Source organism: Lamprobacter sp., assembly GCF_034860625.1.
Taxonomy (GTDB): domain Bacteria; phylum Pseudomonadota; class Gammaproteobacteria; order Chromatiales; family Chromatiaceae; genus Lamprobacter.
The window spans coordinates 1-12,548 of record NZ_JAYESN010000008.1 but is presented as its reverse complement, the minus strand read 5'-3'; the positions used below and the strand labels follow the sequence as shown (position 1 = coordinate 12,548).

Sequence of the window (12,548 nt, the reverse complement as noted above, 5' to 3'; positions counted from 1 at the left end):
GACGCGCCGATGGTTGCCGGGCAGTGGCGTTCAAGTGGGCAAGTCGTTGTGGATACAGGGTTCTAAGCGGTGGTCTTACGGGCGAACTCATCGGCACGGGCCGAGCGCGCGACCCGGTCCAGCACTGCATTGACGTAGCGATGGCCTTGCTCGGCGCCAAAGGCCTTGGCGAGCTCCACGGCCTCGTTGATCACCACACGCACCGGCAGCTCAACACTGAACAGCAGTTCGTAGGTGCCGATGCGCAAGATGCTGCGCTCGACCGGGTCGAGGCTTTGCAGCGAGCGGTCGAGGTTGCCGCGTAAGGCGTCGTCGATCTCATCGGCCTGCTCTGGAATCTCGCGTAGCAGGTTGCTAAACAGCTGATGGTCGTAAGGGCGCGGCTTCAACGCTTGCTGGCTGGCCTTGCCGGCCTGTCCGCTGGAGGCGGCTGCCTGAGCCTCGGCGCGCGCTTCGGCCATGCCCTCAGCAATCGCCTCCATCCAGGAGGGATCATCGAAGAAATGGCTGGCGATCTCGGCGGGTGACTGCCCGCTCACTTGCCATTGGTAGAGCGCGAGCACGGCATAGCGACGCGCCTCGCTGCGGCGTCCAGCCATCTCAGGCGAGTCCGCGCAGCAGGTTGACCATCTCGATGGCCGAGAGCGCGGCCTCAGCGCCCTTGTTGCCCGCCTTGGTGCCGGCGCGCTCGATGGCCTGCTCGATGGTATCCACAGTGAGCACGCCAAAGGTGACCGGGAGCCCATGTTTCAGGCTGACCTGGGCCATGCCCTTGACACATTCGCCAGCGACATACTCAAAGTGCGGTGTGCCGCCACGGATCACGGCGCCAAGGGCAATTATCGCGTCGACATCGCCCTTGGCCGCGATGTGCTCGATGACGACCGGCATCTCAAAGGCGCCTGGTACCCGCACGATGCTCAGGTCAGCCTCCTCGGCGCCATGGCGTTTGAGGGTATCGATAGCCCCTTTCTCAAGGCTCTCGACGACAAAGCTGTTCCAACGCGAGACGACTAGGCAATAACGGGCGTTGCCGGCGTGGAGCACGCCTTCGTAGGTCTTGATCATCATCAGTTCTCTAAAACGCTAGCCACCGAGGTACTCGACGACCTCAAGGTCGAATCCGGAGATGCCGTGCATGGCCTTGGGGGCGCTCATGACGCGCATCTTGTGCACGCCGGCATCAGCCAGGATCTGGGCGCCGATGCCATAGGTGCGCAGCTCGTTGCGCGCACTCTGGGTTGCTGTCGCGGGCATGGCTGTCTGCCGTGCCGCTTCTTTTGCCGTTAAAGGGGTTGGGTTCTCGGTGATGGCGACCAGCTTGGCCAGGACGTCATCCCCCTGATCTCGGTTGCGCAGCACGACGATCACCCCCTCGCCCGCCTCGGCGATCTGACGCATCACATCATCAAGCGGCCAGCCACAGGCGGGGTGTTGGGTGCCGAATAGATCGCAGAGGCTATTCTGCAGATGCACGCGCACCAAGGTTGGTCGCTCGGCATTGATCTCACCCATCACCAGCGCCAGATGGATATCGTTATCGATGGTATCGCGGTAGGCGGTGACCTCAAAGGTACCGAACGCCGTTGGCAGGCTGCCGCGCGCTTCGCGAATAACCGCCTTCTCGTTCGCGACCCGATAGTGGATCAGGTCTGCGATGGTACCGATCTTCAAACCATGGGTCGCGGCGAAGGTCTCGAGGTCTGGTCGACGCGCCATGGTGCCGTCTTCGTTCAGAATCTCAACAATGACCGCAGCGGGCTCAAAACCGGCGAGCCGGGCCAGATCACAGCCGGCCTCAGTATGTCCTGCGCGCACCAAGACCCCGCCGGGCTGTGCCATCAGCGGGAAAACATGCCCAGGTTGGACCAGATCGCTCGGCTTGGCGTCAGCGGCGACCGCGGCGGCAACAGTGCGGGCGCGATCGGCCGCCGAGATACCGGTGGTCACCCCGCGCGCCGCCTCGATCGAGACAGTGAAGGCCGTAGAATGCGGGGCATTGTTGGCGTTGACCATCAATGGCAGCCGCAGCCGCTCGCAGCGCTCCTTGGTGAGGGTGAGGCAGATCAGTCCGCGGCCATATTTGGCCATGAAATTGATGGCCTCCGGCGTCACGCTATCGGCGGCAAGCAGCAGATCGCCCTCGTTCTCGCGATCCTCGTCATCCATGATGACGACCATACGCCCCGCACGGAGCTCGTCGATGATCTCTTCGGTCGAGTTGAGGGTCATGTTAAGAAACGTCAGGGCGAGCGGCGCGAGGTCAAGCCGACTAGCATAACGCAGGCTCCGCTAAGCGTCACTCTGCGCGGCCCGTGTTGGCCGTTACCTGGATGTTAGACTGGACCGCATTCGGTTTCCATCACAGCGCTTTTCACTCATGTCCGATCATACTCCCTTCGCCCATGCTCCCCTCACCGCCCCCTCTCGGCTGAGTCCGCACAGTCATCAGCGCGGACTCGATAAGGTCTCGCGTATCCCGGTCAAGGTCGAGCGGCTCAACGAGGTCCCCCGCAAGCCGGCCTGGATTCGCGCCAAGGCACCGACCGGCCCTGGGGTTGCCCGCATCAAGCGACTGCTGCGTGAGAACCGACTCGCGACCGTCTGCGAGGAGGCGCAATGCCCGAATCTGGGCGAATGCTTCAATCATGGCACCGCAACCTTCATGATCCTTGGTGATGTCTGCACCCGGCGCTGTCCGTTCTGCGATGTGGCTCACGGCCGCCCGCAGCCGATCGACGAGGCTGAGCCTGAGCTGTTGGCCGAGTCGATCGAGCGGATGGGCCTTGGCTATGTGGTGATCACTTCGGTGGATCGCGACGATCTGCGCGATGGCGGAGCAGAGCACTTTGCCACTTGTCTGCGCGCCGTGCGTGGGCGCTGTCCGCAAATCAAGCTCGAGGTCTTGGTGCCAGACTTTCGGGGTCGCGAGGAGCGGGCCTTGGCCGCGTTCACCGGCAATGCGACGCCAGATGTGTTCAACCACAATCTCGAGACCGTGCCAGCGCTCTATCGGGAAGCGCGACCGGGCGCTGATTATGCCGGTTCGCTCGCGCTGCTGCAGCGCTTCAAGACGCTGCATCCGCAGATCCCGACCAAGTCCGGACTGATGCTCGGCCTCGGCGAGACCTCAGAGCAGGTATTGGCGGTGATGGCCGATCTGCGTGCGCAGGGCTGCGACATGCTAACGCTGGGTCAGTACTTGCAGCCGAGCAGGGATCATCTGCCAGTGCGCCGTTACTGGGAGCCGGCCGAATTCGACATGCTGCGCGATGCTGGCGAGAGGATGGGTTTTACCAATGTCGCCAGTGGTCCGATGGTGCGCTCCTCGTATCACGCGGATCAGCAGGCGGTGGCGGCAATCCGTCAAGGCTGAGCCGCCTTGTGAGCTGTCTTTTTTCAGTGCCTATCACGGGTATCCAGCAGACCCACGAGGTGATGTCCACCCCACCAGCGAAGAGTTGCCCACAGCCCGCGTGCTGCGCTCTCAGGCTCCAGTGGCAGTCACTACGGTTGCGCTCACACCCGCCCGGCGTCGTCTAAATGATTGTTTAATAAATAAATCCATTGATGGGCAATCTCTGCTCATCTTAACCTGGGTGTTAACAAGTCAGACACTTAGCAGGGGGTCAGTCAATTTATCCACTAACTTATCCACAGCCGCTGTGGATCACTGCTGAAACAGGTTGCAAAGGAACGACTTGGACTTGATTCCGACGTCCGCTGCGAGCTTTGCGATGCAAGTCTGATCTGCACCCCTGTGATGATTACACCCGCTGTCTTGCTGTCAGACGCTCGGTATGGAGGAGCGCATGTTTACCGGTATCATTGAAGCGGTTGGTCGTGTCGAGGCGCTCGAGGATCGCGGGGGTGACCAGCGCATCCGGATCGACGCCGGTGCACTCGACCTGAGTCAGGTCTCGATTGGCGATAGCGTCGCCGTCAACGGCGTCTGCCTGACCGCGGTCGAGCTGACGCCACGCGGATTCGCCGCCGATATCTCGCGCGAGAGCCTGTCGCTCACCACCCTGGGCAAGCTCAAAGTCGGTGCCCGCGTGAACTTGGAGCAAGCGCTGCGTTTATCGACCCCACTCGGCGGGCACCTGGTCAGCGGCCATGTCGACGGTGTCGGCACCCTGCTCGAGGTCCGCGAGGATGCCCGCTCTTGGCGCCTGCAGATCCACGCGCCTGGCGAACTCGCGCGCTACGTCGCCGTCAAGGGCTCGATCTGCATCGACGGCACCAGTTTGACCATCAACAAGGTCAAGGGCGCAGTCTTTGAGCTGAATATCGTCCCGCATACCCTCGCAACCACCATCATCGACGAGTATCGCGTCGGCAGTCTCGTGAATCTGGAGGTCGATCTGATTGCACGCTATCTTGAGCGACTACTGCTCGGTGAGCAGGCCGCAGAGCACAGTGAGTCGGGTTTGACCGAAGAGTTTTTGCGTCGTCACGGGTTCGCTTGAGGGGTCGCTTCGGCACCGCGCGGCTGAAGATTGCGCTGCATGAGGCGACGCCTCAGCCGGGCTCGACGATGCCGATGCGCCTCTCCGTCTGGCAACTGTTCGGCATAGGCCAAGGCCTGCGCAAGATCACCCTTGACGTGCTCTTGGTATTTCGCCAACTCGACCAGGGCGGCGACGGCCGCATCGGCCATCGCATCGGCGGCGAGTCGCTGCCAAATGCTGACGGCCTCAGACCAGGCACCGCGTCGCCGCTGTAGCTGCGCGAGCACCAAGGCCGCCGCAGGCTCTAGGCTGAGCAGATGGCTCTCTAGCAGCCGCTCAGCCTCTTGCGCCTGGCCGCTGCGCAGTAAATGGCGAGCCAAAGACAAGAGATCAGCGCCGAAGGCCTGCGGCTGACTCTGGACCTCGGCCAGCGCTGGGAGCAGGACCGCGAGCGAGAGCAGATCGAGCCGGTTATGCCGCAGAACCGCGCCGAGCCGCGCCGGACTGCCCGCGCGCAGCCAATCCAGCCAGGCGGCTGGTGCCTCGGCGCCAGGCAGATCATCGTCACGCTCGACGTTGAGCAAGCGCTGCTCGCAGCGGGCCAGGCAGCAGTCTGGCCAGCGACGTGCGAAGGCGCGTCGCACTGGATAGAGCAGGTCGAGATGGTCGAGCGTATCCGACAGCCCGCTCAGGCCATTGAGCCGCAGGCGTGTCTCGAGCAGCGGTAGGTCAAAGCGCTTGCCGTTGTAGCTGATCAGCAGATTGGCTGCAGCGAGCTCCGATTGGACCCGTGCCATCATGGCGGCCTCCGCGTCCAGCTCGAGCAGCAGATATTGGCGCAGGCAGAGTTCGGCGCCTTGGATGCGCCCGATGCCGACCACGAATGCCCAGGTGCCGGTGCCGCCGGCGAGGCCGCTGGTCTCGGTATCCAGAAAACGCCAGCCCTCGGCGTCGGGCAGTGAGAGCCTGCTGAGGTCGGGCTCACCGCGGGTGCAGCAGCTGAGCCCCTTGGCCAACTGAAAGCGACCGTGCCGTTGGCTGAGCGGCCGCTGGCGCTCGAGCTGCAGCAGACCGGGCGCGATGAGCTCGGCGCCGAGGCTATCTGCGAGCGCCTCCGGCGTGGGGCGCGGCTGACTGCGGGTTGGACCAGCAACCGAAAGACGGCGGATGCGTTCAGCGAGGCTGCGCCTAGGCGTGCAAGGCCCGGACGGTTCGGCGCCGAGCTGCCCCGTTACGGCCGTGTCGGCTGCGGACTGAACTTGCCGGGCTGAATTGGAGTCTGTCGCGGAATCTGTATCGGATTCCGCCGACAGGACGCTGCTGTCGAGCGTCTGCGTTGCCGCTGACCTCATGGGCGGAGCGGGAGGCTGCTGTGAGCCAGTTCCTGCGCGGAGGCGGCGAAGGCGTTCTTGGAGACTCGGCATCAGGCTGTCATGGGTGTAGCCAAGTGATGTTGCCGCGAAGCAAGGCTAGCACGGCAAGCGCAGCCCGCTTCGGCGTCAGGCTGCGCGCTTCGTCGCCGGCTAGGACCGGCCCCACGCAGCCTGGGCAGCCGGCGAGACAGGCGCAGCCGCTCACGAGGCCGAGCGCATCCTGCACCAGTACCGCGGCGTCATCGAACAGCGGTGCCGAGAGCCCAACCCCGCCGGGAAAGTTGTCATAGAGGAACAGGGTCGGTTCAAAGCGGTCGCCGGGCGGCTGCTCTAGCGGTTCGTTGCTCGGTCCGCGCAACTGTCCGCGGCCGTCGCTACTGAGCACTGCGGACCAGCTGCCTTGGCCGTCGCCAACCGCGCGCCCGAGATCCCTCACCTCCGCCATTGCCCGCAGCGCGGCGACGTGATGCAGCGCATAGGCGGCGCCGAGGAAGCCCTCGATCGCCTGCTCGCGTGCCGGTAGCGCCTGCTCGAGCGCCGCGGGCTCGGCCTGCCACCAGACCGCGGTAGTGTGCATCTCTTGGTCGGGCAGATCGATATGGCCGTAGCCGATATTGTCGTGGCTGTAATAGCGGATCTTCTTGTAGCCGGGATAGCGGCGGACGATGTGGACCTCGCCGTGAGAGGCCGCTGCGCTAGGGCGTTCAGCGGCCGTACTGGTGAAGGCTGACGTTGACATCGGCGCGACGGTCTGTGAAAACTTGGCTGTCGCAGCAGCAGGCTGTGCCAGGATCTTGGGCGGGGGTGCGGCTCTTGGTGCGGCGAGCTCGGTCGATGCGCCAGGTGCGGCGCCTGGTACCGAGGGTGCTAAGGTCGCAGCGGTTGCGGCCCTGTCCGTTGTGCCCGCAGTGGTCGGCGTTGCTGCGGTTGGCCGACCCAGCACGCGGCTATCGAACCGATCGAGGATCTTCAGCCGCGTGTAGTCGATCGCATCGGTGTAGTAGTCGGCGCGGGTCTGGCGCACGAAGGCCTTGCGCCCGACCCAGTCGAGCCGCTCGACCTGATAGGGCTGCGACTGCACCATGTAGATCGCACCCTCATAAACGGTGCCGTGCGCGCTGCTGTAATCGACCTCGGCGATGATGGTCTGCTTGCCGTCAGTGATATCGATGACGACGAAGTTGCCCTCGGCCACCGAGCGCAGGGAGACGGCATTGGCCGGATAGCTATCGGCAATCCAGTACCAGCGCCCGCCGTTGGGGCCGGCTTGGCGCTGCAACACGCCCTCGTCGCGCAGATAGCTGAGCATCTCATTGAGATCCTCGTCGCAGCCGGGGCCGCCGAAATGATCGCCGTCCTGAAACGGCAGCTCAAAGGCGGCGCAGCGCACATGGTCCATCAGGATCAGCAGCTGGTTCGGATGGATGCGGGCGTGCTCGGGCGAGGCGCCGAGGAAGAACTCCGGATGCTGCACCATGTACTGATCGAGCGGATCGCTGGTCGCCACCAGCACGCCGAGGCAAGGACGGTTGCGCCGGCCGGCCCGTCCAAGGCGCTGCCAGGTCGCGGCGATAGTGCCCGGATAGCCGTTCAGCACCGCCACATCGAGCGCGCCGATATCGACGCCGAGCTCCAGCGCCGAGGTGCTGACCACGGTATCGACCCGCCCGGCACGCAAAGCCTGCTCGGCCGCGCGTCGCTCGCTCGGCAGATAGCCGCCGCGATAGGCCAGAACCCGCGGCGGCCGGCGCGGGTCGCGATCGAACACGTCTTTGAGGTACTTGGTGATCACCTCGACCATCAGCCGCGAGCGCGCAAAGACGATGTTCTTCAGCCCGGTCTTGGTCGCCATGCGCGCGATACGCGTGGTTTGCGAGCGCGCCGAGGCGCGGATGCCGAGGTCCGGATTGATCACTGGCGGATTCCACAGCAGCAGATGGCGCTCACCTTGCGGCGCCCCGCTGTCGGTGATCGGCACCACCGGCGCGCCGATCAAGCGCTCGGCCAGCTCGGCCGGATTGGCGATGGTCGCCGAGGCGAAGATGAACTGTGGCCTGACCCCATAGAATTGGCAGATCCGCTGCAATCGGCGGAAGACGTTGGCGACATGGGAGCCGAATACCCCACGGTAGCTGTGTAGCTCATCGACAACGATGAACGCCAGCGACTCGAAGAACTGCGCCCATTTGGTGTGATGCGGCAGGATCGCCTGATGCAGCATGTCTGGGTTGGAGACGACGATGTCGCCGCGCGTGCGCACTGCCTTGCGCGCATCGCCGGGGGTGTCGCCGTCGAAGGTGAAGGCCTTGATGCCGAGGGTGCCTGTAGAGCCCTCCACCCTAGCAGAAGTCCTGGCTTGGACGGTGCTTGAGGACGCGCTTTTCGCGACCTGATCCGCGATGCGCTGCCCGTCGATGCCGGCTCTATCGACACTGGGCACCGCTTCGGTGCGGAAGGCGTCGGCGGGCTCATGCGCAGCGTCGGCTGTCGCGCCGGCCGCCCGGTTCAGCTCCATCAGCTCCGCAACCTGATCCTGCGCCAGCGCCTTGGTCGGGAACAGATACAGCGCCTTGGCGCCGCGGCTCAGCACTGCATCCAGCACTGGCAGGTTGTAGCAGAGCGTCTTGCCGGAGGCGGTTGGCGTCGCGACCACCAGATGCTGGCCTTGTTGCGCCAGATCCCAGGCCGCGCGCTGATGGCTGTAGAGATTGGTTAAGCCTCGCGCCGCCAAGGCCTCGCGTAGCGCGGGATGCATGGACTCCGGGATCGGCGCTAGGCGCGCCGCCATCGCTGGCATGCACAGCTCGCCGGTGATGCGCGTACTGTACTTGCGTTGCAGTCGCCCCAGCAGTCGCTGGACGTTGGCATTCTCAGCCTCTGTGACGATCGGCGTCATTGCTTCGATGGGCTTATCCCTGACCTTCAACAGCGTCTTGCTGCTGCTGATCGATCAGTTCAACGGGCAAGCGCTGCTCAAGGTGATTCAGGATTGCCCGCAAGTTGTCGGCGGCCTCAATCGCCAGGTTGAGCAGACTGGCATTGCGTTCTGGCTCGTCAGGGTACTCGTGTGCGAACTGATTGCGGATGGCGCGTAACCGTGGCCAGTCCTCGGCGTGCTCCAGATAGCCCAGTTGCTCCAAGCGGTTGAGCTTGTCCAGCATGGGCCGGTGCTCGTAAGGTTCTTGCAAACAGCTCAGCACGGCCGGGAGTAGGCGGCTGCCAATGGCATCCTGCAGCTTGCCAAAGCGCAGTACGAATTGATCCAGATCCTGCACGGTTTCGGCGTCAATCGATTCCAGACTCGCCCCTGTCAACGGTCGCTTTGGCGCGAGGGCGGTCAGCGCGTAGTCCATGTAGTGGGCATGCTGCTGGCATTCCCGCCAGGCCTGTTGTAGGCGCAAACAGGGGATGTCGACAGTCATAACGGGATACTGGTTTGCTTAGCGATGGAAAAGATCGGGGGGTGGACTCGCCGATGAGGAGAGTCCACCAGCACATCGATGCGTTGCTCGCCGAGCGCCTGCTGCACCTCGACCTGAAAGGCGATCTCGGCGCGCGCGATCGCATCGGGCTCGGCGAGCGATGTGCGGATGAGCAGGTCGATATCGCCGCCGCGCTTGCGATCATCGGTCCGCGATCCAAACAGGCTGACCTGCGCGTCGGAGCCAAAGCAGCGCTGCGCCGTCTTCTTGATCGCCTGACGTTGCTGGTCGTTCAAGCGCAAAGCGCCGATCCTCCGGTGAAACAGATGCTGAGCTTATCTTGCCATCGCAGATCGAGCCAGTGCCGGCTTGATACGCAGGCAAGGATGGCTTGCAGCGCGGCGGTGGCGGTGCCCGTCAGTGAGCGTCAGTGACCAGAGAGGCTAGGTCGTGAGTTACGCTGAGGTCATGACTAAAACCAATGCTGAACGCATCATCGTCGGCCTCTCCGGCGGCGTCGACTCGGCGGTCGCTGCGCAGATCCTGTTGGAGCAGGGCTACCAGGTCGAGGCCCTGTTCATGAAGAACTGGGAGGAGGACGAGCCCGGTTACTGCGCGGCGGCCAAGGATCTGGCCGATGCCGAGGCGGGTCGCCGAGCGGCTCGGCATCCGACTGCATCGGGTCAACTTCGCGACCGAGTATTGGGATCGCGTCTTCGAGCACTTCCTGGCCGAGTACCGTGCGCTACGGACACCGAACCCGGACGTGCTCTGCAACAAGGAGGTCAAGTTCAAGGCGTTTCTGGACCATGCCTTGACGCTTGGCGCCGATGCGATCGCAACCGGCCATTATGCGCGCGTCGAGCATGACGCTCGGCGAGCGCCGCTTCACCGATTTTCTCGATCGCTACCTGCCGCGCAATCCGGGGCCGATCATGACCCCGGAGGGCGAGGTCATCGGCGAGCATCGCGGGCTCGCTTGGTACACCATCAGGCAGCGTCAGGGGCTCGCTATCGGCGGGGTCGCCGCGCATGCGGAGGCGCCCTGGTTCGTCGCCTGCAAGGATATTGAGCGCAACGCGCTGATCGTTGTGCAGGGCGGTGATCATCTACTGCTCCATGCCTCGCGGCTGACCGGTGAGCAGCTGCATTGGATCAGCGGCCAGCCACCCTCGGAGGCGCCCGTGTTTATGCCGACTGCGGCACCGGCAGCCGCTGCAACGCTGTACCATCGTCGGTTACGATAGCCAGACCTGCCAGGTTCGATTCGACGCGCCACAGCGCGCGATCACGCCGGGGCAGTCGGCGGTGTTTTACCTCGACAATGACTGTCTTGGAGGCTGTGTCGTGAAGCACGCAGGCTCATGACACTTTGAGCTGGTATGGCTCATAGCTTTAACTGATGAGGTCCTCAGGGTCAATGAACTGCAGGTTCTGCGGCTTGCTGCTCAGAAAAGTTTGTCATTGGAAACCAAGTGCGAGTAGCAGGGGGCGTGCGGCGAGGCCGCGCCTCCAAGAGGGTGCACACTGGGTCATGTTGCAAACGGCGGTTTTTTCTTCTATACGTTGCGCATGCAACAGATGAGACAGGAGGGTTCTTCGTCATGCAGGCCGCTCAGCAGAGCGTTCCCGATGCCCGAGCTGTGCTGGCCAAGGCTGTCGTCAATGCCGGCAAGGCCCTCGGGCTGTCCCAAGAACGGCTCGGTGAGATCATCGGGCGGGATCGCACCGCTTTCAGCCGCGGACTTGATCCAGCCAGCAAAGCCGGCGAGCTTGCTCTGCTGTTGATCCGCTGCTACCGCAGCCTCTATGCGCTGGTCGGTGGCGAGCAGGCGGCGATGCAGCATTGGGTGCACACGCCGAACCTGGATACGGGCGGCGTTCCGGCGGAGCAGATGCGTTCGGTGCAGGGGCTGGTTCAGGTCGTCGAGTACCTTGACGCGTTGCGCGGTCACGGCTGAGCGGGTGCACCTGCCGACGCTGCTGCGCTTGGGGCCATGAGCGATCTTTGGTCCGCCTGCGAGCAGCGGCTTCAGATCGCGCCTCTGGGTGGAGCGCTGTGGCGTATCGTCGAGAGTCAACAGCAGATTGCCACGCTGTCCTTGGTCGACGATCTGGCCGAGCAAAACCTACTTGAAGGGCTGCTGGAGCGTTCCAAGCCTCGCTTGCCAGCAGGATGCAAAGGGCTCCATTATCTGCTGTCGACGCCGTTTCGCTACCCACCGCTGCGCCATGGCTCACGCTTCGGCAGCCGCGCCGAGCCAAGTCTCTTTTATGGTGCTCGAGGGTTGCCGACCTTGCTTGCTGAGGCTGCTTATTATCGCTTCCTGTTCTGGACCGGGATGACCACACCGCCACCGTCCGGCCAACTCCTGACTCAGCATAGCGTCTTCCGGGCTCGCTTCCATGGTCAGCGAGGCCTACGTCTCCAGAGCGCGCCTTGCGATGAACATCGATCCCTGCTGCGCGATCCTCGCGATTACCGTGCGACCCAGGCGTTGGGCAGTGCGTTGCGAGCTGCCGGTATCGACTTGTTCGAGTTCATCTCGGCACGCGATTCAGAACAGGGAATCAATGTGGCGCTGTTCCGGCCTGATGCGCTGGTCAGTCGGGCACCAGTCGGCCTGACCCACTGGTTGTGCGAAACCACGACCGGCGAAGTCGTCTTTGCGCCCGAAGCCGCGCTCGAGCTGCATCGATTCCCGTTGCAGCAGTTTCTCGTCGATGGCTCGTTGCCGAGGGCAGCGACATGATGACGCTGTTTGTGCTGATCGGTGATGCGCGCAACCTGACGGATGGAGTCAGCCGACGGACCCGAGCAACTGCTCTTGAGACGGGCTAAGTCTTGGCGAGCATCTTGGCCAGTGAGGGATGGCATGTCTGATCCCGACGCGCAGCGTGTCATCGTCGGCCTCTTAGGGCGTGTGTTTAGCCCGCCCTCCCCGCAACACCCAGTATGCGGGTCCGTACTAGGCGGCTCACGAGAAGAGAGCTCAAGAGGACTTCAGGTCTTGCGAAGCGCTGGCGTCCAATTGCAATGAGGTTGGTCAGGGCAATCGCATCAACATATTAGCTAATTGTTTGGTCTCAAAAGAGTCATAGTGGCCGCCTATGGCAAAGATATAGATATGCGTGTCGTCAAATTTATACACAAGCCGATCCTTCCGGCTAAGTCGCCTCGACCAAAAGCCGGAAAGATTGTGTCGAAGGGCTTCGGGTTTTCCCAACCCCGCGCCGGGATCGCCGCGCAACATTTCTTTCAAGATTGCGCAAAGATTCTTGTGCATTCGTTTGTCGCGCTG

The 12,548-nt window shown here is 63.4% G+C and carries 12 protein-coding genes and 1 pseudogene; 5 read left to right on the top strand and 8 right to left on the bottom strand.

Annotated elements, in window-relative coordinates:
* Window positions 1-62: 62 nt before the first annotated feature.
* From nusB to ribBA, 3 genes are read right to left on the bottom strand one after another with little or no spacing between them, the layout of a single operon-like run.
* Window positions 63-599: a transcription antitermination factor NusB gene (gene nusB, locus VBE63_RS03580; protein WP_323681620.1), complete on the bottom strand. Its 537-nt coding sequence runs from the start codon at window positions 597-599 to the stop codon at window positions 63-65.
* A 1-nt stretch (window position 600) separates the two neighbouring features.
* Window positions 601-1,071, bottom strand: coding sequence for a 6,7-dimethyl-8-ribityllumazine synthase (ribE, locus tag VBE63_RS03575; protein WP_323681619.1), 471 nt, complete (start codon window positions 1,069-1,071; stop codon window positions 601-603).
* A 15-nt stretch (window positions 1,072-1,086) separates the two neighbouring features.
* Window positions 1,087-2,232 (bottom strand): bifunctional 3,4-dihydroxy-2-butanone-4-phosphate synthase/GTP cyclohydrolase II, encoded by a 1,146-nt coding sequence (gene ribBA / locus VBE63_RS03570; protein ID WP_323681618.1) that lies wholly within the window; start codon window positions 2,230-2,232, stop codon window positions 1,087-1,089.
* A gap of 148 nt (window positions 2,233-2,380) precedes the next feature.
* On the opposite strand from ribBA, the gene lipA reads away from it, so the two are divergent.
* Both lipA and VBE63_RS03560 read left to right on the top strand, forming a co-directional pair.
* On the top strand, window positions 2,381-3,376 hold the full coding sequence (lipA, locus tag VBE63_RS03565; RefSeq protein ID WP_323681617.1) for a lipoyl synthase: 996 nt from the start codon (window positions 2,381-2,383) through the stop codon (window positions 3,374-3,376).
* Window positions 3,377-3,812: 436 nt separating this feature from the next.
* Window positions 3,813-4,469 (top strand): riboflavin synthase, encoded by a 657-nt coding sequence (locus tag VBE63_RS03560; protein ID WP_323681616.1) that lies wholly within the window; start codon window positions 3,813-3,815, stop codon window positions 4,467-4,469.
* Here VBE63_RS03560 and VBE63_RS03555 read toward each other — a convergent pair.
* From VBE63_RS03555 to VBE63_RS03540, 4 genes are all read right to left on the bottom strand, one after another.
* The gene (locus VBE63_RS03555) at window positions 4,454-5,803 is read right to left on the bottom strand and encodes a ribonuclease H-like domain-containing protein (protein WP_323681615.1); all 1,350 of its coding nucleotides are present in this window, start codon (window positions 5,801-5,803) and stop codon (window positions 4,454-4,456) included. The genes VBE63_RS03560 and VBE63_RS03555 overlap by 16 nt on opposite strands.
* A 79-nt stretch (window positions 5,804-5,882) precedes the next feature.
* Window positions 5,883-8,720, bottom strand: a complete 2,838-nt coding sequence (locus tag VBE63_RS03550) for a DEAD/DEAH box helicase (RefSeq protein ID WP_323681686.1) — start codon at window positions 8,718-8,720, stop codon at window positions 5,883-5,885.
* Between the two features lie 13 nt (window positions 8,721-8,733).
* The gene (locus tag VBE63_RS03545; protein ID WP_323681614.1) at window positions 8,734-9,246 is read right to left on the bottom strand and encodes a hypothetical protein; all 513 of its coding nucleotides are present in this window, start codon (window positions 9,244-9,246) and stop codon (window positions 8,734-8,736) included.
* Window positions 9,243-9,542: a nucleotidyltransferase domain-containing protein gene (locus tag VBE63_RS03540; RefSeq protein WP_323681613.1), complete on the bottom strand. Its 300-nt coding sequence runs from the start codon at window positions 9,540-9,542 to the stop codon at window positions 9,243-9,245. Before VBE63_RS03540 ends, VBE63_RS03545 begins: the two co-directional genes overlap by 4 nt.
* Before the next feature lie 172 nt (window positions 9,543-9,714).
* Between VBE63_RS03540 and VBE63_RS03535 the strand changes: the two are divergent.
* The 3 genes and pseudogenes from VBE63_RS03535 (at window position 9,715) to VBE63_RS03525 (ending at window position 11,999) form a co-directional block, all read left to right on the top strand.
* Window positions 9,715-10,614: pseudogene (locus VBE63_RS03535) on the top strand (MnmA/TRMU family protein).
* 236 nt (window positions 10,615-10,850) lie between these two features.
* A complete protein-coding gene (locus VBE63_RS03530) occupies window positions 10,851-11,207 on the top strand; it encodes an MbcA/ParS/Xre antitoxin family protein (protein ID WP_323681612.1) in 357 nt (118 codons plus the stop codon).
* A gap of 36 nt (window positions 11,208-11,243) precedes the next feature.
* Window positions 11,244-11,999, top strand: a complete 756-nt coding sequence (locus VBE63_RS03525) for an RES family NAD+ phosphorylase (RefSeq protein WP_323681611.1) — start codon at window positions 11,244-11,246, stop codon at window positions 11,997-11,999.
* Between the two features lie 294 nt (window positions 12,000-12,293).
* On the opposite strand, the gene VBE63_RS03520 is transcribed toward VBE63_RS03525, so the two are convergent.
* On the bottom strand, window positions 12,294-12,548 hold a 255-nt coding region (locus VBE63_RS03520; protein WP_323681610.1), incomplete at its 5' end, for a Txe/YoeB family addiction module toxin.